Genomic DNA, 25,311 nt, shown 5'->3' on the forward strand with positions numbered 1-25,311 from the left:
GATTGCGGGGCACGAGGGCGAGGGAGCGGGGGAGGGCGGCGCGTAGACTGGGGCGGCCATGATCCAGACTCTCGACCTCCGCGGCCGTCGTCCCTCCTCCGCCGAGCTCCTCGCCCTCGTGCCCCGCAATCCGGGCACGTCCGCCTCCGTCGGGCCCGTCGTCGCCGAGCTGATCGCCGACGTCCGAGAACGCGGCGCGGAAGCGCTCCTCGACCAGGCGGAGCGGCTGGACGGCGTGCGCCCCCCGCACCTCCGCGTGCCCGCCGAGCAGATCGCCGAGGCGCTCGACCGCCTCGACCCGGCCATCCGCAGCGCACTCGAGGAGGCGATCGCGCGCGTCCGCCGCGCCAGCGCCGCACAGATCCCCCCGCCCCGCACCACCGAGCTCGACGACGGCGCCACGGTCACCCAGCGCTGGCAGCCCGTCGCCCGCGCCGGGCTGTACGTCCCCGGCGGCAAGGCGGTCTACCCGTCGAGCGTCGTCATGAACGCCGTGCCCGCGCAGGCCGCCGGAGTCGCCTCCATCGCCCTGGTCTCGCCGCCGCAGAAGGCGTTCGGCGGCTCCGTCCACCCCACGATCCTCGCGGCGGCCGCTCTGCTCGGCATCGACGAGGTCTACGCGGTCGGGGGCGCCGGAGCCGTCGCCGCACTGGCCTACGGCGTCGACTCGATCGGGCTGGATCCCGTCAGCATCATCACCGGGCCGGGCAACGTCTGGGTCACCACCGCGAAGCGCCAGGTGCTCGGCCAGGTCGGCATCGACTCCGAGGCGGGCCCGACCGAGATCCTCGTGATCGCCGACGACTCCGCCGACCCGCGCCTTGTCGCCGCCGACCTGGTCAGCCAGGCCGAGCACGACGAGGCCGCCTCCGCGGTCCTGGTCACCGACAGCGCCGAGCTCGCCGCCGCCGTCGAGCGCGAGGTCGCCGCCCAGGCCGCTGCCACCCACCACGCGGAGCGCGTGGCCATCGCACTCGACGGCCCGCAGTCCGCGCTCGTGATCGTCGACGACCTCGAGCTCGCCTGCGCGTTCAGCGACGCCTACGGCCCCGAGCACCTCGAGCTGCACACGGCCGACCCCGTCGCGACGGCCGAGCGGATCCACGACGCCGGCGCGATCTTCCTCGGTCCGACCACCCCGGTGAGCCTGGGCGACTACCTCGCCGGCTCCAACCACGTGCTCCCGACGCTGGGGCAGGCGCGCTTCTCCTCCGGGCTCGGCGCCTACACCTTCCTCCGGCCGCAGCAGCTGATCTCGTACGACCGCGGTGCGCTCGAGCGCGTCGCCCCGCACATCCGCGCTCTCAGCGACGCCGAGGCGCTGCCCGCCCACGGCGACGCCGTCGACGCCCGCTTCGCCTGAGACCGAGAGGCCCTCGATGTTCTGCCCCTTCTGCCGGCACCCCGACTCCCGAGTGATCGACTCGCGCACGAGCGACGACGGCCTCTCGATCCGCCGCCGCCGGCAGTGCCCGTCGTGCGGCCGGCGCTTCTCGACGACCGAGACCGCGAGCCTCGTCGTGATCAAGCGCAGCGGAGTCGTGGAGCCGTTCAGCCGCGAGAAGATCGTCAGCGGCGTCCGGAAGGCCTGCCAGGGCCGGCCCGTCACCGACACCGATCTGGCCGTGCTCGCGCAGCGGGTGGAGGAGAGCATCCGCTCCACGGGCGCGTCGCAGATCGACGCGAACGACATCGGCCTCGCCATCCTGCCGCCGCTGCGCGAGCTCGACGAGGTCGCCTACCTCCGCTTCGCGAGCGTCTACCAGGCGTTCGACTCGCTGGACGACTTCGAGTCTGCGATCACCCTGCTCCGCGCCGAGCGCACCTCCGTGCCCCACAGCGCCGACGAGATCTGAGGCCCGGGTGTACCCGCTCCTGTTCCGCACCGTCCTGCGCCGCCTCGACCCGGAGCGGGCGCACCACCTGAGCTTCCCGGTGATCCGGGCCCTCGGAGCCCTCGCTCCGGTCCTGCGCCGGACCACCGTCCCGCGCGGAACGCCCGCGGTCGAGACGCTCGGCCTCCGCTTCGAGACCCCGTTCGGCGTCGCGGCCGGCTTCGACAAGGACGCCACCGCGGTCCTGGGCTTCGGCGCGCTCGGCTTCGGACACGTCGAGGTCGGGACCCTGACCGCTCGGGCGCAGCCGGGCAACGACCGGCCGCGCCTCTTCCGGCTGATCGCGGACCGCGCCGTCGTCAACAGGATGGGCTTCAACAATCACGGCGCCGAGGCCGCGGCGCAACGGCTGATCCGGCTGCGCAGCGCGCGCCGCCGCCCCGTGATCGGCGTGAACATCGGCAAGAGCCGGGTGGTCGAGGTGGACGACGCGATCGAGGACTACCTGATCAGCACGCGCCTGCTCGCGCCGCTCGCCGACTACCTCGTCGTGAACGTCAGCTCGCCGAACACCCCCGGGCTCCGCGGCCTGCAGGAGATCGACCGCCTCGAGCCGCTCCTCGCGGCCGTCAAGGACGCCGCCGACACGACGCCCCTGCTGGTCAAGATCGCCCCGGACCTCTCCGACGACGAGGTCGGCCGGGTCGCCGAGCTCGCCGTGCGCCTGGGTCTGGACGGGATCATCGCGACCAACACGACGCTCTCCCGGGAGGGCCTCTCGACCGATCGTGCCCTGGTCGAGGCGGCCGGCGCCGGCGGCCTCTCCGGTGCCCCGCTGGCCGCGCGCTCGCTCGAGGTGCTCCGCGTGATCCGCGGCGTCGTCCCCGCGGCCTTCTGCGTGATCTCCGTCGGAGGAGTCGAGACGGCCGAGGACGTGCGCGAGCGCCTCGACGCGGGCGCCACCCTCGTCCAGGGCTACACCGCCTTCATCTACCGCGGGCCCCTGTGGGCTCGGGACATCAACCGGGGACTGGCCCGCGCCTCCTGACCCGCCGTGCACCACGAAGGGCCCCCGGAGCCGCGCGAGGCGCGACCGCAGGGGCCCTTCGTGGTCCGCCGTCCGACTACTCGGGGAAGGCGCGGCGCTTGACCTGGGGCTTCGGCAGTCGCATGACGCGCAGCTGGAGGGCGCGCATCGCGGCGTACCAGCGGATGCCCTTCTCGACCTTGTCGGCGCCGTAGCGCTCGGCGAGCTTCCGGCGCATCCGCATGCCGAGGAGGATGCAGTCGATCACCGCGAGGAGGAAGAACACCCAGAGGATGACGAGCGTCGCGTACTGCAGCTCCGGCTGCGGGAAGAAGCTCAGCAGCAGGACGACGACCATCACCGGGATGAGGAACTCGCCGAGGCTGAAGCGCGCGTCGACCCAGTCGCGCACGAACTTGCGCTGAGGACCCTTGTCGCGCAGCGGCAGGTAGCGCTGGTCACCGGCGGCCAGGCCGATGCGGGCCTGCTCGCGTGACACGGCGGCCTTCTCGCGGGCGTCGCGGGCAGCCTGCTTGCGGTCGGTGACGACCAGCGGACGCTTGCGGGCCAGCTCCTGCTCGCGCCGGGTCGGCGTCGGCCGGCCCTTCCCGGAGCCGGGCGAGCCGGCGTCGTCGGGCGTGTCGGTTGCGATCGGGTGCTTGGCCACGGGGAACGTCCTTGGAATCGGGGGTCTCTTAAGATTACCTCCATGGCTCACGACGCTCCGACTCCGCCCGCACTCTCCTCCGACGAGGAGGCCGTCCTCGCCGCCGTCCGCGACGATCTGCCGCGCTCGCTCGCCCAGCTCGGGCAGCTCGTGCGGATCCCGTCCGTCTCGTGGGACGGCTTCGACGCCACCCGCGTGGCCGCCAGCGCCGAGGCGATCGCCGAGCTCGCGCGCGAGACGGGCGTCTTCGACGACGTCGCGATCCACAGCGCCACGATCGACGGCACCGACGTGCTCGGCCAGCCTGCCGTCCTGGCCACCCGCGCCGCCCGCAATGGAGCGCCGACCGTCCTCCTCTACGCCCACCACGACGTTCAGCCGCAGGGCGCCGAGTCGGCGTGGGAGACGCCTCCGTTCGAGCCGACCGTGCGCGGCGACCGCCTGTACGGGCGCGGTGCCGCCGACGACAAGGCGGGAGTCGTGTCCCACCTCGCCGCGGTGCGCGCACTCCGCGAGGTCGCGGGCGAGGACCACGACCTCGGGCTCGTCCTCTTCATCGAGGGGGAGGAGGAGTTCGGGTCGCGCTCGTTCCCCACCTTCCTCCGCGAGCACCACGACGCCCTCCGCGCGGATGCGATCATCGTCGCCGACAGCGACAACTGGGACGTCGACACCCCCGCGCTGACGGTGGGCCTGCGCGGCAACGTCACCTTCACCCTCACCGTCAGCACTCTCGCGCACGCCTCGCACTCGGGCATGCTCGGCGGAGCGGTCCCGGACGCGATGCTCGCGGCGGTCCGCCTGCTCGCGACGCTCTGGAACGAGGACGGCTCGGTCGCCGTCGCCGGCCTCACCGAGCACGACGGAGCGGTGCCCGAGACGACCGAGGAGGACCTCCGCCGCGACTCCGGGCTGCTCGACGGGGTCTCGCCGATCGGCACCGGCGCGATCCTCTCGCGCCTGTGGTCGAAGCCGGCCGTCACGGTCACCGGGATCGACGCGCCCAGCGTCGTCGACGCCTCCAACACCCTCGTCCCGTCCGTGCGCGTGAAGATCAGCGCCCGCATCGCCCCCGGCCAGGACGCGGAGGAGGCGTTCGCCGCCATCGAGAGCCACCTCCGGGCGAACTCCCCGTTCGGCGCCCACCTCGCGATCGAGGACGTCGACACCGGCAGTCCGTTCCTGGTCGACGCGACCGGCTGGGCCGTGGACCTGGTGAAGGGCGCGATGGCGGACGCCTGGGGACGCGAGCCTCTCGAGACCGGGATCGGCGGGAGCATCCCGTTCATCGCCGACCTCGTGCGCGAGTTCCCCGAGGCGCAGATCCTCGTCACCGGTGTCGAGGACCCCGACTCGCGCGCGCACAGCCCCAACGAGTCGCTGCACCTGGGCGTCTTCAAGCGCGCCGCGCAGACCGAGGCGCTGTTCCTGCTCCGTGCCGCCGCTCACCGCGACTGACCACCGGTCGTGGAATACCCGGGTGACCACCCGGGTTGCAGCCGTAGAATCCCGGAAGGCACGACGACCGTTCCGCCCGTCCCCTGAGGAGTGACATGTCAGACACACTGACCGACCAGACGGCGACCCCCCTCGCCACCCCGCCCAGCGCGGCCCACGGCGTCTCGATGACCCCGACCGCCGCCGCCAAGGTCAAGAGCCTGCTCGAGCAGGAGGGCCGCGACGACCTGCGCCTGCGCGTCGCGGTGCAGCCCGGCGGCTGCTCCGGCCTCATCTACCAGCTCTACTTCGACGAGCGCACCCTCGACGGCGACGCCGCGGTGGAGTTCGAGGGCGTCGGCCTCGTCGTCGACAAGATGAGCGTCCCCTACCTCGACGGCGCCTCGATCGACTTCGAGGACACCATCCAGAAGCAGGGCTTCACCATCGACAACCCCAACGCGGGCGGCAGCTGCGCCTGCGGCGACAGCTTCCACTGACGCCGCGCGGCCCCGGGCCGCAGCGCCTCCGAACGGCGTCCGACAGTCCACTCCGGTGGCCCGTCGGGCGCCGTTCGTCATGACTGCACCACTCGACCGGGACGTCAAGAGCGGGTCGTCGTGCACCGGGCCGCCGGAGCGGAAGGGTAGGCTGGAGCCGGTCTAATACAGTTTCGTGTGAACTGGTCCCCAGTCTTCCGAAAGGTCACCGGTGCGCTTCAATCGCCGAATCCGCAGATGGGTCGCTGCCCCCGTCGCAGGAGCCCTCGCCCTCGTCCTCGCGGGCTGCACGCAAGAGCAGCTCCAGGGCTGGCTCCCCACCGAACCCGGCACGACGAACCACGTCGACCGCGTCATCGGACTCTGGGTCACCTCCTGGATCGTCCTGCTCGCCGTCGGCGTCGTCACGTGGGGTCTCACCATCTGGGCGGTGGTCGTCTACCGCCGTCGCAAGGGGCAGACCGGCCTGCCGGTCCAGCTGCGCTACAACATGCCGATCGAGATCTTCTACACGATCGTGCCGCTGATCCTCGTGATCGGCTTCTTCGCCTTCACCGCGCGCGACCAGGCCGCCATCGAGCAGCCCTACGACGACCCGGACGAGACCATCCAGGTGTACGGCAAGCAGTGGGCGTGGGACTTCAACTACGTCGACGAGGACGTCTACTCCGCCGGCATCCAGGGCCAGTACCAGGAGGGCGGAGACGCCGCCGGCTCGCTCGTCGAGTCCGAGATCCCCACGCTCTACCTGCCCGTCGGACAGAAGATCAAGATCCAGCTCGACGCGCGCGACGTGATCCACTCCTTCTGGGTCGTCGACTTCCTCTACAAGAAGGACATGATCCCCGGCAAGACGAACTACATGTACGTCACGCCTCTCAAGGAGGGGACCTACGCGGGCAAGTGCGCCGAGCTCTGCGGCGAGTACCACTCCGCGATGCTCTTCAACGTCAAGGTCGTCTCGCAGGGCGAGTACGACGACTACATCCAGTCGCTGCGCGACGCGGGCCAGACCGGTCAGCTCGGCGCCGAGTACAACCGCAATTCGAACCTTCCCGGAACCGGCGCGCCGGCCCGCGAGAACGAGGAGTAAGGGAGCATGAGCACCGCCACGGCACCCCGCCCGACGCGCACCGCCGGCACTCCGCCGGTCCAGCGCAAGGCGAACGTCCTCGTCCGCTGGATGACGTCGACCGACCACAAGGTCATCGGGTACATGTACCTGATCACGTCGTTCATCTACTTCTGCATCGCCGGCGTGATGGCACTCGTCATCCGCGCCCAGCTGTTCGAGCCCGGCCTGAACGTGGTCGAGACGCGCGAGCAGTACAACCAGCTGTTCACGATGCACGGCACGATCATGCTGCTGATGTTCGCGACGCCGCTCTTCGCCGGGTTCGCCAACGTCCTGATGCCGCTGCAGATCGGCGCCCCCGACGTCGCGTTCCCCCGCCTCAACGCCTTCGCGTACTGGCTCTACAGCTTCGGCTCGCTCATCGCGGTCGCCGGATTCGTCACCCCGCAGGGTGCGGCGTCCTTCGGCTGGTTCGCGTACGCGCCACTGTCGAGCACGACGTTCTCACCAGGGCTCGGCGGCAATCTCTGGGTCTTCGGCCTCGCGCTCTCGGGCTTCGGCACGATCCTCGGCGCGGTGAACTTCATCACGACGATCATCACGATGCGCGCCCCCGGCATGACGATGTTCCGGATGCCGATCTTCACCTGGAACATCCTGGTGACGTCGATCCTCGTGCTGCTCGCGTTCCCGGTGCTCGCCGCCGCGATGTTCGCCCTCGGCGCCGACCGGGTGTTCGACGCCCACATCTACGATGCGGCCAACGGCGGTGTCCTGCTCTGGCAGCACCTGTTCTGGTTCTTCGGCCACCCCGAGGTGTACATCATCGCGCTGCCGTTCTTCGGCATCGTGTCCGAGGTCTTCCCGGTCTTCAGCCGCAAGCCGATCTTCGGCTACAAGACGCTGATCTACGCGACCATCGCGATCGCCGCCCTCTCCGTGACGGTGTGGGCGCACCACATGTACGTCACCGGATCGGTCCTGCTGCCGTTCTTCTCGCTGATGACCATGCTCATCGCGGTTCCGACCGGCGTGAAGATCTTCAACTGGGTCGGCACCATGTGGCGCGGATCGGTGACCTTCGAGACCCCGATGATCTGGGCGATCGGCTTCCTGATCACCTTCACCTTCGGTGGACTCACCGGCGTGATCCTCGCGTCGCCCCCGCTCGACTTCCACGTCTCGGACTCGTACTTCGTGGTGGCGCACTTCCACTACGTCGTGTTCGGAACCGTCGTCTTCGCGATGTTCTCGGGCTTCTACTTCTGGTGGCCCAAGTGGACCGGCAAGATGCTGAACGAGACGCTGGGCAAGTGGCACTTCTGGCTGCTGTTCATCGGCTTCCACACCACCTTCCTCATCCAGCACTGGCTGGGCGTCGTCGGCATGCCGCGCCGCTACGCCAGCTACCTGCCCGAGGACGGCTTCACCTGGATGAACCAGGTGTCGACGGTCGGAGCGATGATCCTCGCGGTGTCGCTGATCCCGTTCTTCCTGAACGTGTACATCACGGCCCGCAAGGCGCCCAAGGTGACGGTGAACGACCCGTGGGGCTTCTCCCGGTCGCTCGAGTGGGCCACCTCGTGCCCGCCGCCCCGCCACAACTTCACCTCGATCCCGCGCATCCGCAGCGAGGCCCCGGCGTTCGACCTCAACCACCCCGAGGCCGGTATCCCCGTCGGAATCGGTCCGGCGAAGGACGCTCCGGACGCCCCCACGTACGACAAGTCCGAAGGCACGGTGAAGTAGGGCCATGCGCGCCAACGTCAATCTCTTCTGGCTCCTCGCGGGCTTCTTCCTCCTCGCCGACATCACGTACATCGTGTGGTCGCTGCTCGACACGGGCCAGGTGGAGTGGGTCGGCACCGTCGGCATCGGCCTCTCGGCCGTGCTGGGCGCGTTCATCGCGTTCTACGTCGGCCGCGTCCACAAGGCGCAGGGTGCCGAGCTCCCCGAGGACCGCCTCGATGCGGACATCGATGACGGAGACCCCGAGCTGGGCTTCTTCAGCCCGTGGAGCTGGTGGCCGCTGATCCTGGGCGGTTCCGCGGCCCTCGGATTCCTCGGCCTGGCCGTGGGGTTCTGGATCACCTACATCGCCGTCGGACTCTTCCTGGTCGCCATCGCCGGCTGGGTGTACGAGTACTACCGCGGGTACTTCGCCCGCTAGGGCGCATCGCTCGGCCGAGGGCCGGGTGCACGAGGGCTTCGGCTCCGTGCACCCGGCCTTTTCGCTTATCCAGGAGGAAGGGACACGCGGTCGGGACCCGGTCGGCTCGGCCGTTCGGCTTCGTGCAGGGGCGTCGCTCGCCGATCAGTGGGGGATCGAGCCTCCCGGTGAGAGCAGGGACATCCGGGTGAGAGCCGGGAGTGAGGGCCGGGGCCGCTCAGTGAGGGATGACGAGCTGAGCGGGATCTCTCTTGGTGTCCTGCTGGCAGGACACAGAGGCGTTCCGCGCGGAGGCGCACGTTTGGGAACATCCGACTGCCCGCGACGCGGAAGCTCGCAGGGGAGCGCAGCGGGCGGCGTCGAGCAGCAGCGTCGGGCCGCGTCGTCACCCTTCCAGAGCAGCGCTGCGACGGCTCCTGCTCCGGTCACGGGTGAGCGGGCTACGCCTGTGGCGGCTCTCCGGTGCGCTTGTGGGTGTGCCGGCGGTGGTGGCCGCTACGGTCGCCGATACTGCTGCGCCTGCGGCCGTACTGGGCCTGCCGCGCCTGTTCTGGCGCCTGCGCTGCCCTACGGACTCCTGCACACCGTTCCGACCCCAGCGGAGCCCGCACCCCGGCGGAACCGCGGGCGCCCCTGCGGCTCTTAGAGTTCCTCGGTACGTCTAGCGGGTCGTGCCGGTCGGTGCGAGCACAAGGAGCCTGAGACGCCGCTGCAGCGACGGTCGTCGAGGCCCGGAGGTCGCATCCTCTGTCTCACCGGCGAGTGTCGCCGTCGCCGATCACAGAGGGCTCGGCCGTGAGCGGGGGAGGGCAGTCCTGACAGGCCTGCTGAGAATGGGTGCCCTCGAACCGATGCCGAGTGTCTCGACGTGGACGGGGACGGGGAGCTCATCGGACGACGACACTGCGACTATGCAGACAGGCTGGATCACTCGGTGATCCGAGGGAGGCGGACGTCTCCAGCTCGGCGGTCAGATGGCATCTCGTGATCCGCGGAGCGGGGGCCTCGCCGTCCGGAGGATCGCCTCACGTTCCTGCCGGCTTGTCGCCGTCGAGGCGCTGTGATCCGGTCTCACCGGCTCTCGGTCCACCGCCGACCTCCACCGCGCCGGAGGACAGGCGCCGCCCCGCTGCAGGAACGACGAAGGGCCCGGACGAATGAACGTCCGGGCCCTTCGGGGGGAGGATCAGTGCTCGCTGTGCGAGCTCTCGAGCTCCTTCTGGGTGACGGGGGTGATCCGGTCCTCGAAGAACCAGCGGGAGAGGCCGGCGCGGACGCGCTGCGGGGCGGTGATGCGGCCACGCGAGTCCGGACGGATCATCAGGGGCTCGTACTCGTCCTGACCGACGAGCTTCCAGCGCTCGTACTCGTCGAGCTGCTGGTGCACCTCGATGAACTCGCCGCCGGGGAGGCGGACGATGCGGCCAGACTCGAAGCCGTGCAGCGCGATCTCGCGGTCCTTCTTCTGTAGCGCCAGGCAGATGCGCTTGGTGATGAAGTACGCGATGAACGGACCCGCGATGAGCAGGAACTGCAGGCTGTGGATCACGCCCTCCATCGTGAGGTGGAAGTGCGTCGCGATGAGGTCGGACGACGCGGCGGCCCAGAGGACGGCGTAGAAGCTGACTCCGGCGGCGCCGATCGCGGTGCGGGTCGCGGCGTTGCGCGGGCGGTCGAGCAGGTGGTGCTCGCGCTTGTCACCGGTGATCCACGCCTCGAGGAACGGGTAGAGCATGACCACGGCGATGAACAGTCCGAGACCGACGAGCGGGATCAGGATGTTGAACGACAGGGTTCCGATGCCCGGGATGGCCCACTCGAGTCCCGGCGGGACGAGGCGCAGGGCGCCGTCGGCGAACCCGATGTACCAGTCGGGCTGGGTTCCCGCGGAGACGGGCGAGGGGTCGTACGGGCCGTAGTTCCAGATCGGGTTGATCGTGAACAGCGAGGCGATGAGGACGACGACGCCGAAGACGATGAAGAAGAATCCACCGGCCTTCGCGGCGTAGACCGGCAGCACCGGGTAGCCGACGACGTTCTGCTCGGTCTTGCCCGCACCGGGGAACTGGGTGTGCTTGTGGACGACCACGAACACGAGGTGGAGGGCGATGAACGCGAGCACCAGCGCCGGCAGCAGCAGGATGTGCAGCGTGTAGAGGCGGCCGACGATGTCGGTGCCCGGGAACTCGCCGCCGAAGAGCAGGAACGAGATCCAGGTGCCGACGATCGGGATGCCCTTGACCATGCCGTCGATGATGCGGAGGCCGTTGCCCGAGAGCAGGTCGTCGGGGAGCGAGTAGCCGGTGAAGCCCTCGGCCATCGCGAGGATGAAGAGGACGAAGCCGATGACCCAGTTGAGCTCGCGGGGCTTGCGGAACGCACCGGTGAAGAAGATGCGCAGCATGTGCAGGCCGATCGAGGCCACGAACAGCAGCGCCGCCCAGTGGTGGATCTGCCGCATCAGCAGGCCGCCGCGGATGTCGAAGGAGATGTCGAGCGAGGACGACATCGCCGCCGACATCTCGATGCCCTTGAGGGGCAGATAGCTGCCCTCGTAGTGCGTCTCGACCATCGAGGCCTGGAAGAAGAAGGTGAGGAACGTGCCCGACAGCAGGATGATGACGAAGCTGTAGAGCGCGACCTCGCCGAGGAGGAAGGACCAGTGGTCGGGGAAGATCTTGCGACCGAACTCCTTGACGACCGCGGAGATGCTCGTGCGCTCGTCGATGTAGTTCGACGCCGCTCCGACGTACCCCTTCTGGAACTTGCCGGATCCGAGGATGACGCCGTCCTCGGGCTCCGCGGGGGAGCTGGAGGGGCGTGAGGGGGTGGTGGTGGACATGTGAGTCATCGCTCCCAGAAGGACGGTCCGACGGGCTCCGTGAAGTCGCTTCTGGCGACCAGGTAACCCTCGGCGTCGACGGTGATGGGGAGCTGCGGAAGCGGACGCTTCGCCGGGCCGAAGATGACGGCGGCCTCGCGCGTGATGTCGAATTGCGACTGGTGGCACGGGCACAGCAGGTGGTGGGTCTGCTGCTCGTACAGCGCCACAGGGCAGCCGACGTGCGTGCAGATCTTGGAGTAGGCGACGATTCCGTCGTAGTTCCAGGTCTCGCGACCCTCACTGACGATGAGGTCCTCCGGCTTCAGGCGCATCAGGAGGACGGCGGCCTTGGCCTTCTCCTCCAGCTTGCCCTCGGCGTCGTTGAGACCCTCGGGGATGACGTGGAAGGCGGATCCGAGGGTGACGTCCGATGCGAGGATCGGCGCTCCCGACGGGTCCAGGGTGAGCCTCGTGCCCTCTTCCCACAGGGTGGTCTTGAGGAGGGCGACGGGGTTCTGGTCCTGCGGGCCGAGGCCCCGGAACAGGATCACGGCGGGCAGGGGGAACACGACGAGGGAGGCGATCAGGCTGTTCCGGACGAGGGAGCGGCGGCCGAAGCCGGACTCCTTGTCGGACTGGTCGAAGATCTCGAGCGCACGGGCGCGGGTGGGCTCCGCGCTGCGGACGGGGTGGCGGATGTCGATGCCCTCGTGGTCCGACATCAGCTGCTTGCCCCAGTGGACGGCGGCGATGCCGATGCCCAGGAGCGCGAGGGACATGCCCAGGCCGATGAACAGCGTGTTCAGCCGGACCGACGCGACGTCCTCGGTGATCGGGAACGCCATGTAGGCGGCGACCGCGAAGATCGAGCCCGCGAAGGAGAGGTAGAAGAGCGTGTACACCGTGCGCTCGGCACGCTTCTCGACCTTGGGGTCGAGGTCGGTCATCCGGGGGCGGTGCGGCGGGAGGCCCGGGTCCTGGACGCGGTCCCGCGTCACGACCGCGGTGCCGGCCGGAGCCGTTCCGTGCCCGGTGGCCGACGAGGTGGCGAGGTCCGTGCCACCCTCATCGTGCTCTGCCATGGTTCTCCTTTTCACGCCGTGTCGGCACCAGTCGGTGCCGTGGGTCAGTCGCGCCCGTCAGGGCGCTGCAGTCGTCTAGTTGGATCGGGCGGTGATCCACACCGTCAGGGCCACGATCGCGCCGAGGCCGAAGATCCAGAGGAACAGGCCCTCCGCGACCGGCCCGAGGGAGCCGAGCGCGAATCCGCCCGGGGACGGGTTGGCCTCGATGTACTTGAGGTACGAGATGATGTCGCGCTTGTCCTCGGGCGAGATGTTCAGGTCGTTGAAGACCGGCATGTTCTGCGGGCCGGTGACCATCGCCTCGTAGATGTGCGCCTCGGTCACGCCGCCCAGCGGGGGAGCGAACTTGCCCTCGGTGAGCGCGCCGCCGGCCCCGGCGACGTTGTGGCACATGGCGCAGTTGATGCGGAACAGCTCGGCGCCGTTCGCCGCGTCACCCTGTCCGTCGAGGACCTCGCCCTCGGGGATCGCGGGGCCGGGGGCCAGCGACGCGACGTAGGCGGCGAGCTCGCCGACCTGCTCGTCGGTGAACTGCACCGGCTTCTCGAGCGCCTGGGGGCCGTGCATCTGCATCGGCATGCGGCCGGTGCCGACCTGGAAGTCGACCGACGCCGCGCCCACTCCGATGAGGGAGGGAGCGTTGTCGGTGCCCGCGGCGTCGAGGCCGTGGCAGGTAGCGCAGTTCGCGGCGAAGAGCTTCGAGCCCTCGTCGATCGTCTGCTGGCTGGTGGACGACGTCTCCGCGGAGGCGGACGTCGCGACACCGACCGCGGCGTAGGTCCCGCCGGTGAGCCCGAGGCCGATGGCGATCAGGGCCAGGGTGGCGAGCGGGTGGCGGCGACCCTTCTTGGCTCGGCTCTTCGTCTTCGGGGAGGCCATCGAGGCGTCCTTCCTGCGGGGGTCGGGAGTGGAGTGGGGCATCGGCGGGAGGGTCACTTGAGGAAGTAGATGACGGCGAACAGGCCGACCCAGACGACGTCGACGAAGTGCCAGTAGTACGAGACGACGATGGCGCTCGTCGCCTCCTTGTGGCCGAAGTTCTTGACCGCGAAGCCGCGGCCGATGACGAGGAGGAACGCGATGAGGCCTCCGGTGACGTGCAGGGCGTGGAAGCCGGTCGTCAGGTAGAAGGCGGAGCCGTAGGCGTTGCTGGAGAGCGTGACGCCCTCGGAGACGAGGGTCGCGTACTCGAGCACCTGGCCGGAGACGAAGACCGCGCCCAGGGCGTAGGTGAGGAAGAACCACTCGACCATGCCCCACTTGAACGGGCTGAGGCCCGTCGCGCGCGGCTGCAGCCGCTCGGCGGCGAACACGCCGAACTGGCAGCTGAACGACGAGGCCACGAGGATCACCGTGTTCACGCCCGCGTAGGGGACGTTGAGGATCTGGGTCTCGGCGCCCCAGAGCTCGGGAGAGGTGCTGCGCAGGGTGAAGTAGATCGCGAAGAGGCCCGCGAAGAACATGACCTCGCTGCCCAGCCAGACGATCGTTCCGACCGCGACCGGGTTGGGTCGGTTCACTACGGGCGCGGTGGCCGTGGGGGAGAGAGAGGTGCTCGTCACACAGACCATTATGGCCGATGGCAGGGGAGGGAAGTCGCACTAGCCGGGAGGCGATCCTCGTCGCATAATCTGGGAGCCATGTCGGAAACCCTGTCCTGGCCGCACGTTCTCAGCGCACTCCTCGAGTCCTCCGATCTGAGCGTCTCCGAGGCGACGTGGGCCATGGAGCAGGTGATGGAGGGCGCGGCGACTCCGGCGCAGCTCGCCGGACTGCTGGTGGCCCTCCGGGCGAAGGGCGAGACCGTCGACGAGATCGTCGGCTTCCGCGACGCGATCCTCGACCACGCGGTGCCGCTGGACGTGGACCCGATGGCCCTGGACATCGTCGGTACCGGCGGGGACCGCTTCGGGACCGTCAACATCTCCTCCACCGCGTCGATCATCGCGGCCGCGGCCGGCACGCCCGTCGTGAAGCACGGGAACAAGGCCGCGTCCTCCTCCTCCGGCTCCTCCGACGTGCTCGCGGCACTCGGGGTCGACCTCTCCCTCTCCCCCGAGCGGGTGGCCGAGGTGTTCCGGCGGACGGGGATCGCCTTCGTCTTCGCGTCCCTCTTCCACCCCGGCTTCCGGCACGCCGGTCCGGTGCGCGCCGAGCTGGGCGTGCCGACGGTGTTCAACTTCCTCGGCCCGCTCTGCAATCCGGCGCGTCCCGAGGCGTCGGCGGTCGGAGTGGCGCACCTCGACCGGGTGCCGCTGGTCGTCGGCGTGTTCCGGACGCGCGGGGCGACGGCTCTGGTGTTCCGCGGGGACGACGGCCTCGACGAGCTCACGACCACGGGTCACAGCCACATCTGGGAGGTGTCGCGCGGCTCCGTGGTCGAGCACGACCTCGATCCGCGCGACCTGGGCCTGCCCCGCGCGCGGATCGACGAGCTGCGCGGCCGCGACGCCGCCTACAACGCGAGCGTGGTGCGCTCGGTGCTCGGGGGAGACGGCGGCCCCGTCCGCGACATCGTCCTTCTGAACGCGGCCGCGGGCCTCGCGGCGTTCGACCTGGCGCGCGACCCGGACCTGGTGCGCACGCCCGTCCTGGAGCGCCTGCGGACGTCGATGGACCGCGCGGCGGAGGCCGTCGACTCCGGGGCCGCCACGGCCAAGCTCGAGGAGTGGGTCCGCGAGACGCAGCGCGCCGTCGTCCCGCTGCCGTAGGCGCGAGCGCAGGGCGTAACGTGGGGCTGCTGTCCGCGACGGTGCGGGCGGCGATCCACCACGCGCCGGATCGCCCGCAGGTCACGGGACGCCCGAGTGGTGGCCCGATCCTGGAGGAGACCTCGATGAAGAAGCTCATCAACGACCCGAAGAACGTCGTCACGGAGTCGGTGGCCGGCTTCGGCCTGGCGCACGCCGACCTGGTCCGGGTGGTGTCGGATCCCCTGTTCGTAGTGCGGGCCGACGCGCCCCGCTCGGGCAAGGTGGGCATCGTCAGCGGAGGCGGCAGCGGGCACGAGCCGCTGCACGCGGGCTTCGTCGGATTCGGGATGCTGGACGCCGCCGTCCCCGGTCCCGTCTTCACCTCGCCCACGCCCGACCCGATCGTCGCGGCCACGCAGGCCGTCGACGGCGGTGCGGGTGTGCTGCACATCGTGAAGAACTACACGGGCGACGTCCTGAACTTCGAGACCGCGGCCGACCTCGCCGGCGCCGAGGGGATCGAGGTGCGCAGCGTGATCGTCGACGACGACGTCGCGGTGAAGGACTCGCTCTACACCGCGGGCCGCCGCGGCGTGGCCGGCACCGTGCTGGTCGAGCGGATCGCGGGCGCCGCGGCCGAGCGGGGCGACTCCCTCGACGAGGTCGCGACGATCGCCGAGACGGTGATCGCCAACGTGCGCTCGATGGGCGTCGCCCTCACGCCGTGCATCGTCCCGCACGCGGGCGAGCCGAGCTTCGAGCTGGGCGAGGACGAGATCGAGATCGGCATCGGCATCCACGGCGAGCCCGGCCGGGAGAAGATCGCGCTGGAGCCGGCCGACCGCATCGTCGACCGGATCCTCGGCCCGATCCTGGAGGACCTGCCGTTCTCCTCAGGGGACGAGGTGCTGCTCCTGGTGAACGGCATGGGCGGCACGCCGCAGATCGAGCTGTACCTCGCCTACCGCCGCGCAGCCGAGGCGCTGGCCGAGAAGGGGATCTCCGTCGCGCGCAGCCTCGTCGGCAACTACACGACGTCGCTCGAGATGCAGGGCTTCTCGCTCACCGTCCTCAAGCTCGACGACGCCCTGACCGAGCTGTGGGACTCCCCGGTGCAGACCGCGGCGCTGCGGTGGGGACGCTGAGCGCCCGCGCGCAGACCATGACCGGAACGACAGCCGCAGGAGCGGCGCACGAGGAGGAGACGACCATGCAGGACGCACAGGGAGCCGGGCTCGACGCGGCGTGGGCGACGGCGTGGATCCGCCGCGCCGCCGAGTCGATCGCGGAGCACCGGGTCGAGCTGATCACGCTCGACCGGGCGATCGGCGACGGGGACCACGGCGAGAACATGGACCGCGGCTTCCAGGCCGTGGTCTCGAAGCTGGACGCGGCGCCGGAGCAGGGGCTCCCGGCGGACGTGCTCAAGCTGGTCGCGACGACGCTCATCTCCACCGTCGGCGGCGCCTCGGGCCCGCTGTTCGGCACGGCGTTCCTGAAGGCCTCCGCCGCGGTCGCGGGCGAGGACGCGCTCGAGGGCGCGGACGTCGCAGCGCTCCTGGCCGCGGCGAGGGACGGCATCGTGCTCCGCGGCAAGGCCGAGGTGGGCGACAAGACGATGGTGGACGCGTGGACGCCGGCGGTCGACGCGGCCGCGGCCGCCGCCGAGGAGGGAGCGGCTCCAGCCGGCGTCCTCGCCGCGGCGGCGGAGGCGGCGCAGAGGGGAGCGGAGTCGACGGACCCGCTGGTCGCCCGCAAGGGACGCGCCAGCTACCTCGGCGAGCGCGCCATCGGGCACCGTGATCCCGGCAGCGTGTCGACCGTTCTCCTGCTCCGCGCAGCAGCCGAGGCGGCGGCGTGAGCGTCGGGCTGGTCCTGGTCTCGCACAGCGCGCAGCTGGCGGAGGGGCTGGTCGAGCTCGCGGAGCAGATGGCGGCCTCGGTCGCGCTGGTCGCCGCGGGCGGGACGGACGACGGCGGCATCGGCACCAGCTTCGACCGCATCACGGCGGCCCTGGCGGAAGCGGACTCCGGCGAGGGGGTCGTCGTCCTCTGCGACCTCGGCTCGGCGATCATGACGGCGGAGACCGCGGTCGAGTTCCTCGACGACGACGCGCGCGCCCGGGTCCGGATCGCCGACGCCCCGCTGGTGGAGGGGGCGGTCGCGGCCGCCGTCGCCGCGGGCACGGGCGCGTCGCTGGACGAGGTGCTCGCCGCCGCGGAGTCGGCCCGGGGCGAGGCGCTCGCTGCTCCCGCCGAGGAGGCCGCGCCCGGTGACGAGCGCGTGCAGCGCCGCGTCCGCCTCATCAACCCGAACGGCCTGCACGCCCGTCCCGCGGCCGACTTCGTCACGCTCGCCGCCACCTTCGACGCCCGGATCGACGCGAACGGCAAGGACGCCACGAGCCTGCTCGGCGTGATGTCGCTGGGGCTCGACCGCGGGGACGAGGTCGTCCTCTCGGCGTCGGGGCCGCAGGCCCAGGAGGCGGTCGGCCGGCTCGGCGATCTGGTCGAGTCGGGCTTCGGCGAGGTGTAGCGCGCCGTCGACCGGTCCAGGGACCGCGGAGGCGCCTCCTCCTACGCTGAGCGCATGGCCCTCCGCGGAACCCGACCCCCGTCCGTCCTGCTCCGCCGACTCGTCACCGTCCCGCGCGTCGTGCGCCGGGCGGACGCTCGTGCGGCCCGGCGGCTGAACGCCCGTCGCCCGTCGACCGTCGTCGACGGGGCGCTCGTGGGGCTCTCCCGGGCCGCGGACCACGGAGTCCTCTGGGCCGGCGTCGGCGTTCTGCTGCTCCTGGCGGGCCGTCCCCGCGAGGCTCTGCGGGGGACCGCCTCGCTCGCCGCGGCCAGCGCGCTCGCGAACCTGGTCGGCAAGCGCGTGTTCGGCGGCGACCGGCCGCTCCTCGTCGACGTCCCGGTCGGTCGGCGCCTGGCGACGGTGCCGACGTCGGCGTCCTTCCCCTCGGGGCACGCGGCGAGCGCCGCCGCCTTCGCCGCCGGGGTCGCGCTCGAGTCGCCCCGAGTGGGGGCGGCGGTCGCCCCGCTCGCCGCCGCCGTGGTCTTCTCCCGCCTGCACGTCGGCGTCCACTGGCTCTCGGACGTCCTCGGCGGCGCGGCGCTCGGCGCGGCGGTCGCGGTCGTCGGCCGAGCCGTCCTGCCGGCCGAGCCGCGCCACGTGCCCGTCTCGGAGCGCGCGACCCGGCCCCCCGTCGACCGCAGCCCGCTGGGGGACGGCGCCGCCCTCCTCGTGGTCCTCAACCCCGGCGCGGGCCGGGACTCGCACCGCCCCGATCCCGAGCCGCTGGTCCGAGCCCGGTTTCCGAAGGCGCGCGTGCACCGGCTGACCGAGGGGGAGGACCTCGCCGACGTGGTGCGCGAGGCGCGCTCGGGGGACTCTCCGCCCCGGGTGCTCGGGATCTACGGCGGGGACGGGACCATGTCGGTCGGTGCCGCTCTCGCCCGCGCCGAGGGGATGACGCTGCTCGTGCTGCCGGGCGGGACCATGAACCACTTCGCGAAGGCGCTGGGGCTGCTCACCGTCCAGGACGCGCTCGACGCGGCGACGATCGGCGAGCGCCGCGACGTCGACGTGGCCGAGGTCGTCGCGGACGGGGGAGACCCGGTCACGGTGCTCAACACGGTCTCGATCGGCGTCTACCCGGAGTTCGTCGCGGCCCGCGAGAAGCGCGAGAAGCGGATCGGGAAGCCGCTCGCCGCCGTGATCGCGGCCCTCTCGGTCGTGCGGCGCACCGATCCGTTCGAGCTCCGGCGCGACGGGCGCACGCAGCTCGTCTGGTCGTACTTCGTCGGGGTGAACCAGGAGCACCCGCGCACGGCCGCCCCGCTCGCCCGGCGTCGGCTCGACGACGGCCACCTCGACGTGCGCATCCTGCACTCAGGACGGACTCCTCGCACCCGGGGAGCGTTCTCGCTCCTGCTCGGCCGTACGGCGACCCCGGTGGTCGGCCGTGTGCCCGGCTGGCGGGCACCGGTGGTGGAGTCGTTCTCGACGCCGGAGATCACCGTCGGCGCGCGCCGGCCCGCGGGGGACGACCCCGAGTGGGCGCACGACGGCGAGACCGAGCGCTTCGACGGCTCCCGCGACGGATTCGACGAGGCCGTGGTGCGGATCGTGCCGCTGGGCCTGCGGGTCTACGCGACCGCCGACTAGGGAGCGGTGCCGGCCCGGTCCCCGCCGTCCGGATCCGCCAGCAGCGCGGCCAGCGCGTCGAGGGCGGCGACCTGCCCGGCCACCACCAGCGAGCGGGCCTCGCCGAGCGGGTGCCACCGGGCGTCCTCCAGCTCGGGGAAGCTGCGCAGCACGCCGGAGCCCCGCGGCCACTCCAGCTCGAAGGTGTTGCTCGCGACGAAGGCGGTGTCCGCGAGTCCGCGCCCGGCGAAGACGGTGACGGTCTTGGCCGCGCTCTGCCGGAACGCACCGAGGAGGGTCAGCTCCCCGTCGGGCGGAGGAGCGCCGGTCTCCTCCTCGAATTCTCGGCGCGCGGCGTCCAGCGACGTCTCGTCGCCCGTGTGCACGCCCTTCGGGATCGTCCACGCGCGGGGGCGCCGGGTCCAGAAGGGGCCGCCCATCCGCCCGAGGAACACCTCGGTGCCGGAGGGGCCCTCGCGGTGCAGCAGGATCCCCGCGCTCGTCACCGCGGCCATCGCGTCTCTCCGGTCATCCCGCCATCCTGCCCCGCGCCCGTGGAAGGATCGGCAGGACCCGCCCGCGACCGCACGGAGTGAACCATGCACGACCACGAGATCCTCCGACAGCTGCGCGACGCGCTCGGAGACGCGGTCCTGACCGAGGGCCCCGGGTTCGAGGCCGTGCACACCGACAAGTCGGGCTTCTCCGCACCGGGTCGCGCGCTCGCGCTCGTCGCTGCCCGCTCGGTCGAGGACGTGCAGGCGGCGCTGCGCATAGCGACGGAGCACCGGCTCCCGGTCGTGCCGCGCGGAGCGGGAACGGGCCTCGCTGCCGGGGGAGTGGCGAGCGGGGGAGCGCTCGTCCTCTCGACCGCCGCCATGGACCGCATCCTCGAGGTGTCGCTCGAGGACGAGCTGGCGGTGGTCGAGCCCGGGGTCATCAATCAGGCGCTGTCGGACGCCGTCGCTCCGCACGGCCTCGTCTTCTCGCCCGACCCCGCGAGCCGCGCGATCTCGAGCATCGGCGGCAACATCGCGACGAACGCCGGGGGGCTGCTGTGCGCCAAGTACGGCGTGACCCGCGAGGCGGTGCTCGGGTTGACGGTCGTCCTCCCCGACGGACGCCTGCTCCGCACCGGCCGCCGCAGCGTGAAGGGAGTCACCGGGTACGACCTCACCGCGCTCCTGACCGGCTCCGAGGGGACGCTGGGCGTCATCGTGGAGGCCACCGTGAAGCTCCGCCCGATCCCGACCGGGCGCGTGGTCACGGTCGGCGCGTACTTCCCGAGCGTCGTCGCCGCGGCCGCCGCCTCCGCCGCGATCACCGCCGCGCGGCTCCGTCCCGCGGTGATGGAGCTGATGGACGAGGCGGCGCTCGCCGCGATCTCGCGCTACACCGGAGCGATGCTGGACCGCGGTGCCGCCTACCTCCTCGTCCAGACGGACGGCGGAGGAGCGGCGGAGGAGTCGCAGCGCGTCCTCGAGATCGTGACCGCCTCCGGGGGCGCCGCCGAGGCGACCGAGGACCCGGCCGAGGGTGAGGCTCTGCTGGCCGTCCGCCGGGCCTTCCACCCGGCGCTCGAGGCGGAGGGCCGCGTGCTGATCGAGGACGTCTGCGTGCCCCGCTCCGCGCTGCCGGCGATGTTCGCGGCGATCCGCGGCATCGAGGAGCGGACGGGGCTCAGCATCCCCACCGTCGCCCACGCGGGGGACGGGAATCTCCACCCGAACTTCGTGCTGCCCGCGGGGGACGGACCCGTGGGGGAGGACGTCTGGGACGCCGCCGCGGAGCTCTTCCGCACGGCCCTGGCCCTCGGCGGCACGCTCACGGGCGAGCACGGCGTGGGACTGCTCAAGCAGCGCTGGCTGGCGGAGGAGCTGGGCGAGGACTCGCTGGCGCTCCAGCGCGGGATCAAGGCCGTGTTCGACCCGCTGGGGATCATGAACCCGGGGAAGGTCTTCTGAGGAGGGCGCCCCGGGCTACAGCAGCTCGGCCGTGATCATCGAGGCGGTGAGCACGATCGTCGCCGCGGACATGAGCCAGTAGAGGACCGTCTCGCGCCAGGACCCGGAGGAGCCCAGGACGGGCAGCGCGGCGTAGCCTCCGGTGGTCCAGACGTGGCGCAGCGGTGTCCGGCGCAGGCGCCGCGGCAGGCGCACGCGCAGCGGCCACAGCCAGTTGATCCCGCCGGTCGTGAGGGCGTCGCCGGCCACGTGCACGAGGTAGCCCAGCGTCGCGGCGACCCGGAGCCACGCCCAGGTGCCGTCGGCGAGCACGACGAGCAGGACCGTGACGACCGTCGCCCCGGCCCAGGCGATGCGCCAGGAGGGGGCGGCCCGGACGGCCTTCGCGGCGAACGCGAGGGCGGGCAGCGTGAGCACGGCGGCCACGGCGACGGGGCCGACGACCGGCACCGGGAAGCGCAGCGCCGTGAGCACCGGCACCAGGTACCAGACGACGGCGACCGCGAGCAGCGAGTGCATCCCGTGCCGGTGCCCTCCGCTGATCCGGCCCGCGGTCGCCGTGAGCAGGGAGGCGCCCGGCGCCGAGCGGGAGACGGTCGCGCTCGCGTGGTCCGCGTCGGGCACCAGGGCCCAGCCGGCGGCGACTCCGAGGCCGACCAGTCGGAGGTCGAGCGGGAGACCCGCGAGGCCGAGGGGCCCGGCGACGGCGGGCACGGAGGCGGCGACGGCCCAGGCGAGCGCACCGGAGACGGCGTGCGAGCGGCCCATCATCGCGGGTCGGCTCCTTCGACTGGGCGCTGCGAGGCCGAGGACGACCGCGGCGGCACGAGAGAACCCCCGGCCGAGTGCGTGAGCACGGACCGGGGGTGAGGGTGGGCGATACCGGACTCGAACCGATGACCTCTTCCGTGTGAAGGAAGCGCGCTACCAACTGCGCCAATCGCCCAGGGGGACGTGCTGGACGACCCGAGAGACGATCGTAGCGGATCCGCGGGGCCCGGATGCACCGCCGACGCCCGCCACGCCCGGGTGAACGGACGGCGACGAGCCGGTTTCGCGCGGAAAGACGCGGATCGGACTCCGAGCGGCGGGATCGGCGTTCGCTCGATTTGGATTCCGGCGCCGCTGTCGTATACATTCTTCTAGGTCGAGCCGGGCAGCGAAAGCGCCGGACAGACAGCAAGACAGCACGACACGCAAAACGGCAACACCAGTACGACCTACATGCGGATGTGGCGCAGCGGTAGCGCATCACCTTGCCAAGGTGAGGGTCGCGAGTTCGAATCTCGTCATCCGCTCGAACACCGGTCCTCGGACCGGCGTCATCGGGACGGCACCCTCGGGTGCCTCCCACCTGGTCGGCCCTCGGGCCGCCGACACCGAATCCCGTACACGGTGGATTGGCCGAGAGGCGAGGCAGCGGCCTGCAAAGCCGTATACACGGGTTCGAATCCCGTATCCACCTCGATCGTTCACCGAACGAGGCGCTCCGCACGGAGCAACGGGCGATTGGCGCAGCGGTAGCGCGCTTCCCTGACACGGAAGAGGTCACTGGTTCGATCCCAGTATCGCCCACCACGAGAACCCCCGGCCCCTGGCCGGGGGTTCTGTCGTTCCCGGCTCCGGCGCTACCCTCGCAGGATGCCCGCCCCGATCCCCGTCGACGACCAGGGCACCCTCCTGCGGCTCGTCTCGCGGGACGACGGACCGGCCCTCGCCGCCGCGTACCGGCGCAACCGCCGGCACCTCGCGCCCTGGGAGCCGACGCGCTCGACCCGCTTCTTCGAGGCGGGGGGCCAGACCGACGCCGTCGCGGACGCGCTCGCCGCGCACCGGGCCGGCAGCGTCCTCCCGCTCGTCCTCGACGCGGGCGGCGTGATCGTCGGTCGGCTGACTCTCGCGAACATCGTCCGCGGCGCCTTCGACAGCGGCGATCTCGGCTACTGGCTCGACAGCGGTCTGCAGGGCCGCGGCGTGATGACCCGCGCGGTCGGAGCCGTCCTGCGCACCGCGCGTGAGGATCTGGGGCTGCACCGCGTGCAGGCCGGGACGCTCCTCCACAACGTCGGATCGCAGACCGTGCTGCAGCGCAACGGCTTCGAGCGGATCGGCGTCGCGCGGCGCTACCTGCGGATCGCCGGGGAGTGGCAGGACCACGTCCTCTTCCAGGCGCTGCTCGAGGGCGGCCCGCTCCAGCCTCCGCCGACTCCGCTCGTCTAGGGTGAGCGGCGCCGGCCTTCTCCCGGCGCTCCGAGCGGGAGGGACGCGCCCATGACCACGCGGCACATCGGCGGACGAGAGTTCGACTTCGAGCGGCAGGTGGCCGTGATGGCGGTCGTGAACCGCACACCCGACTCCTTCTACGACAAGGGCTCCACCTTCGCCCTGGACAGCGCCATCGCGGCCGCCGTGCGCGCCGCGGAGCTCGGCGCCGACTGGGTCGACATCGGCGGAGTGCCGTTCGGCCGCGGCCCCGCTGTCACGCTCCAGGAGGAGCTCGACCGGGTCGTCCCCGTCGTGGCGGGCATCGCGGAGCGGAGCGACGTGGTCGTCTCGGTGGACACGACGAGCGCCGAGGTCGCGCGCGCGAGCATCGCCGCGGGCGCCTCCGTCATCAACGACACGAGCGGGCTGCACGACCCCCGGATGCTCGAGGTCGTCGCCTCCTCCTCCGCCCAGCTCGTCATCACCCACAGCGTGGGCGCCCCCCGCAGCGAGCCGGAGAGACCCGAGTACGACGACGTCGTGGCGACCGTGGTCGACCATCTGCGGAGCCGCGTCGATCGCGCGCTCTCGGGTGGAGTGCCTGCCGGGAGGATCATCGTCGATCCGGGTCACGACCTGAACAAGAACACCCTGCACACGCTCGAGCTCACCCGCCGGCTGGGCGAGGTGGCAGCGCTCGGCTTCCCGGTGCTCGCCGCGGTGTCCAACAAGGACTTCATCGGCGAGGCGCTGGACCGGCCGCAGGGGGAGCGCCTCGAGGGCTCCCTCGCCGCCGCGGTGATCTGCATCCTGAACGGTGCGCGGATCGTGCGCATGCACGACGTGCGCCAGGCGGTGGACGCCGTGCGGATGACGGAGGCGGTGCTGGGCTGGCGGGCGCCCGCCTTCCTCCGCCACAACGTGGAGCCGGCGGCGTGAGCGCCCGCATCGACGGCCTGTCGCCGGCCGGGCAGGACCTGTCCGACGAGGCTCTGCTGGCCCTCTACGCGGACGGGGCGGGCGAGGAGTGGCTCCGGGTCAACTTCGTCGCGAGCGTCGACGGAGCGGTCACCCGTGACGGCGTCTCGGGCGATCTCGGGGGCGCGGCGGACCTGCGCGTGTTCGACCTGCTCCGCCGGCTCGCCGACGTCGTGCTCGTCGCGGCCGGCACGGTGCGGACCGAGGGCTACGGCCCGATGGTGCTGAGCGACGAGTCCGTGCGGGCCCGGCTCGGCACCGGGCTCGCCCCGCAGCCCGTCTTCGCGATCGTCTCGGGGTCGCTCGACCTCGATCCCGCTTCGCGGATCTTCACCGAGGCGCCGGTGCGTCCGATCGTCGTGACCACCGGTTCCTCGTCGGCCCGCCGCCGCGCTGAGCTCGCCGAGGTCGCCGACGTGCTCGTCTGCGGCGACGCACGGCTCGACGCGACGCGGATGCGGGCGCAGCTCGCAGAGCGGGGGCTCGGCAGGATCCACTGCGAGGGTGGTCCGTCGCTGCTCGGGACCCTCCTCGCCGCGGACGCCGTCGACGAGCTCTGCCTGACCGTCGCTCCGACGCTCGAGGCGGGGGACTCCGGGAGGCTCGCCCGCGGCGACGTCCCCGGACCTCGCCCGCAGCACCTGGCGCACGTGCTCAGCGCCGGCGACACGCTGCTCCTGCGCTACCTCCGCCGGCGCTGAC

The 25,311-nt window shown here is 71.7% G+C and carries 24 protein-coding genes and 4 tRNA genes; 20 read left to right on the plus strand and 8 right to left on the minus strand.

The annotated features are described in order from the left end of the window. Positions 1 to 58 precede the first annotated feature (58 nt). Genes hisD through C5C44_RS14430 form a run of 3 tightly spaced genes read left to right on the plus strand, consistent with a single transcriptional unit; the run spans position 59 to position 2,883 of the window. Positions 59 to 1,363 (plus strand): histidinol dehydrogenase, encoded by a 1,305-nt coding sequence (hisD, locus tag C5C44_RS14420; protein WP_104246755.1) that lies wholly within the window; start codon positions 59 to 61, stop codon positions 1,361 to 1,363. A 16-nt stretch (positions 1,364 to 1,379) separates the two neighbouring features. Continuing rightward, entirely contained in the window at positions 1,380 to 1,856 is a 477-nt protein-coding gene (gene nrdR / locus C5C44_RS14425) for a transcriptional regulator NrdR (RefSeq protein ID WP_104224657.1), read from the plus strand. 7 nt (positions 1,857 to 1,863) lie between these two features. Then, positions 1,864 to 2,883 (plus strand): quinone-dependent dihydroorotate dehydrogenase, encoded by a 1,020-nt coding sequence (locus C5C44_RS14430; protein ID WP_104225361.1) that lies wholly within the window; start codon positions 1,864 to 1,866, stop codon positions 2,881 to 2,883. Positions 2,884 to 2,959: 76 nt separating this feature from the next. On the opposite strand, the gene C5C44_RS14435 is transcribed toward C5C44_RS14430, so the two are convergent. Next, on the minus strand, positions 2,960 to 3,529 hold the full coding sequence (locus C5C44_RS14435; RefSeq protein WP_181027102.1) for a DUF3043 domain-containing protein: 570 nt from the start codon (positions 3,527 to 3,529) through the stop codon (positions 2,960 to 2,962). A 42-nt stretch (positions 3,530 to 3,571) separates the two neighbouring features. On the opposite strand from C5C44_RS14435, the gene C5C44_RS14440 reads away from it, so the two are divergent. The 5 genes from C5C44_RS14440 to C5C44_RS14460 all read left to right on the plus strand — a co-directional run bounded on the left by C5C44_RS14440 (position 3,572) and on the right by C5C44_RS14460 (position 8,711). Beyond that, complete coding sequence (locus C5C44_RS14440; RefSeq protein ID WP_104225360.1) at positions 3,572 to 4,987, plus strand: dipeptidase; 1,416 nt, start codon at positions 3,572 to 3,574, stop codon at positions 4,985 to 4,987. Positions 4,988 to 5,082: 95 nt separating this feature from the next. Continuing rightward, complete coding sequence (gene erpA, locus C5C44_RS14445; RefSeq protein WP_104224654.1) at positions 5,083 to 5,466, plus strand: iron-sulfur cluster insertion protein ErpA; 384 nt, start codon at positions 5,083 to 5,085, stop codon at positions 5,464 to 5,466. Between the two features lie 211 nt (positions 5,467 to 5,677). Further along, positions 5,678 to 6,559: a cytochrome c oxidase subunit II gene (coxB, locus tag C5C44_RS14450; protein WP_104224653.1), complete on the plus strand. Its 882-nt coding sequence runs from the start codon at positions 5,678 to 5,680 to the stop codon at positions 6,557 to 6,559. 6 nt (positions 6,560 to 6,565) lie between these two features. Continuing rightward, positions 6,566 to 8,290 (plus strand): cytochrome c oxidase subunit I, encoded by a 1,725-nt coding sequence (gene ctaD / locus C5C44_RS14455; RefSeq protein ID WP_104224652.1) that lies wholly within the window; start codon positions 6,566 to 6,568, stop codon positions 8,288 to 8,290. Positions 8,291 to 8,294: 4 nt separating this feature from the next. Continuing rightward, on the plus strand, positions 8,295 to 8,711 hold the full coding sequence (locus C5C44_RS14460; RefSeq protein WP_104224651.1) for a cytochrome c oxidase subunit 4: 417 nt from the start codon (positions 8,295 to 8,297) through the stop codon (positions 8,709 to 8,711). Positions 8,712 to 9,897: 1,186 nt separating this feature from the next. On the opposite strand, the gene C5C44_RS14465 is transcribed toward C5C44_RS14460, so the two are convergent. From C5C44_RS14465 to C5C44_RS14480, 4 genes are all read right to left on the minus strand, one after another. Continuing rightward, complete coding sequence (locus C5C44_RS14465) at positions 9,898 to 11,553, minus strand: ubiquinol-cytochrome c reductase cytochrome b subunit (RefSeq protein ID WP_104224650.1); 1,656 nt, start codon at positions 11,551 to 11,553, stop codon at positions 9,898 to 9,900. 5 nt (positions 11,554 to 11,558) lie between these two features. Continuing rightward, on the minus strand, positions 11,559 to 12,617 hold the full coding sequence (locus C5C44_RS14470; protein WP_104225358.1) for a ubiquinol-cytochrome c reductase iron-sulfur subunit: 1,059 nt from the start codon (positions 12,615 to 12,617) through the stop codon (positions 11,559 to 11,561). Between the two features lie 75 nt (positions 12,618 to 12,692). Then, on the minus strand, positions 12,693 to 13,499 hold the full coding sequence (locus tag C5C44_RS14475; RefSeq protein WP_104224648.1) for a c-type cytochrome: 807 nt from the start codon (positions 13,497 to 13,499) through the stop codon (positions 12,693 to 12,695). Positions 13,500 to 13,552: 53 nt separating this feature from the next. Next, entirely contained in the window at positions 13,553 to 14,191 is a 639-nt protein-coding gene (locus C5C44_RS14480) for a heme-copper oxidase subunit III (protein WP_104224647.1), read from the minus strand. Positions 14,192 to 14,260: 69 nt separating this feature from the next. On the opposite strand from C5C44_RS14480, the gene trpD reads away from it, so the two are divergent. The 5 genes from trpD to C5C44_RS14505 all read left to right on the plus strand — a co-directional run bounded on the left by trpD (position 14,261) and on the right by C5C44_RS14505 (position 19,483). After that, the gene (gene trpD, locus C5C44_RS14485; protein ID WP_104224646.1) at positions 14,261 to 15,331 is read left to right on the plus strand and encodes an anthranilate phosphoribosyltransferase; all 1,071 of its coding nucleotides are present in this window, start codon (positions 14,261 to 14,263) and stop codon (positions 15,329 to 15,331) included. A 125-nt stretch (positions 15,332 to 15,456) separates the two neighbouring features. After that, complete coding sequence (gene dhaK, locus C5C44_RS14490; RefSeq protein ID WP_104256174.1) at positions 15,457 to 16,458, plus strand: dihydroxyacetone kinase subunit DhaK; 1,002 nt, start codon at positions 15,457 to 15,459, stop codon at positions 16,456 to 16,458. A 65-nt stretch (positions 16,459 to 16,523) separates the two neighbouring features. Beyond that, positions 16,524 to 17,174, plus strand: coding sequence for a dihydroxyacetone kinase subunit DhaL (gene dhaL / locus C5C44_RS14495; protein ID WP_104336099.1), 651 nt, complete (start codon positions 16,524 to 16,526; stop codon positions 17,172 to 17,174). Then, on the plus strand, positions 17,171 to 17,848 hold the full coding sequence (dhaM, locus tag C5C44_RS14500) for a dihydroxyacetone kinase phosphoryl donor subunit DhaM (protein WP_104251073.1): 678 nt from the start codon (positions 17,171 to 17,173) through the stop codon (positions 17,846 to 17,848). Before dhaL ends, dhaM begins: the two co-directional genes overlap by 4 nt. Positions 17,849 to 17,902: 54 nt before the next feature. Next, positions 17,903 to 19,483, plus strand: a complete 1,581-nt coding sequence (locus C5C44_RS14505) for a bifunctional phosphatase PAP2/diacylglycerol kinase family protein (protein WP_104325440.1) — start codon at positions 17,903 to 17,905, stop codon at positions 19,481 to 19,483. Here C5C44_RS14505 and C5C44_RS14510 read toward each other — a convergent pair. After that, a complete protein-coding gene (locus tag C5C44_RS14510; protein ID WP_104336094.1) occupies positions 19,480 to 19,977 on the minus strand; it encodes an NUDIX domain-containing protein in 498 nt (165 codons plus the stop codon). The genes C5C44_RS14505 and C5C44_RS14510 overlap by 4 nt on opposite strands. An 84-nt stretch (positions 19,978 to 20,061) precedes the next feature. Between C5C44_RS14510 and C5C44_RS14515 the strand changes: the two genes are divergently transcribed. Further along, on the plus strand, positions 20,062 to 21,426 hold the full coding sequence (locus C5C44_RS14515; protein WP_104336095.1) for an FAD-binding oxidoreductase: 1,365 nt from the start codon (positions 20,062 to 20,064) through the stop codon (positions 21,424 to 21,426). A gap of 15 nt (positions 21,427 to 21,441) precedes the next feature. Here the strand turns inward: C5C44_RS14515 and C5C44_RS14520 are convergent, their stop codons facing one another. Next, a complete protein-coding gene (locus tag C5C44_RS14520; RefSeq protein ID WP_104225350.1) occupies positions 21,442 to 22,197 on the minus strand; it encodes a metal-dependent hydrolase in 756 nt (251 codons plus the stop codon). Positions 22,198 to 22,299: 102 nt separating this feature from the next. After that, positions 22,300 to 22,372 (minus strand) — tRNA-Val (locus tag C5C44_RS14525). A 280-nt stretch (positions 22,373 to 22,652) separates the two neighbouring features. Here C5C44_RS14525 and C5C44_RS14530 point away from each other — a divergent pair. The 6 genes from C5C44_RS14530 (at position 22,653) to C5C44_RS14555 (ending at position 25,310) form a co-directional block, all read left to right on the plus strand. Next, a tRNA-Gly gene (locus tag C5C44_RS14530) sits at positions 22,653 to 22,724 on the plus strand. A 96-nt stretch (positions 22,725 to 22,820) separates the two neighbouring features. Next, positions 22,821 to 22,891: transfer RNA gene (locus C5C44_RS14535), tRNA-Cys, on the plus strand. Between the two features lie 38 nt (positions 22,892 to 22,929). Then, positions 22,930 to 23,004 (plus strand) — tRNA-Val (locus C5C44_RS14540). Between the two features lie 63 nt (positions 23,005 to 23,067). Beyond that, positions 23,068 to 23,646, plus strand: coding sequence for a GNAT family N-acetyltransferase (locus C5C44_RS14545; RefSeq protein WP_104225349.1), 579 nt, complete (start codon positions 23,068 to 23,070; stop codon positions 23,644 to 23,646). Positions 23,647 to 23,697: 51 nt separating this feature from the next. Beyond that, the gene (gene folP, locus C5C44_RS14550; RefSeq protein WP_104224638.1) at positions 23,698 to 24,570 is read left to right on the plus strand and encodes a dihydropteroate synthase; all 873 of its coding nucleotides are present in this window, start codon (positions 23,698 to 23,700) and stop codon (positions 24,568 to 24,570) included. Next, complete coding sequence (locus tag C5C44_RS14555) at positions 24,567 to 25,310, plus strand: pyrimidine reductase family protein (protein WP_104251077.1); 744 nt, start codon at positions 24,567 to 24,569, stop codon at positions 25,308 to 25,310. The genes folP and C5C44_RS14555 overlap by 4 nt, the downstream gene beginning before the upstream one ends. Position 25,311 lies beyond the last annotated feature (1 nt).

It is taken from the genome of Rathayibacter sp. AY1F6 (genome assembly GCF_002932035.1).
Classification (GTDB): Bacteria; Actinomycetota; Actinomycetes; order Actinomycetales; family Microbacteriaceae; genus Rathayibacter.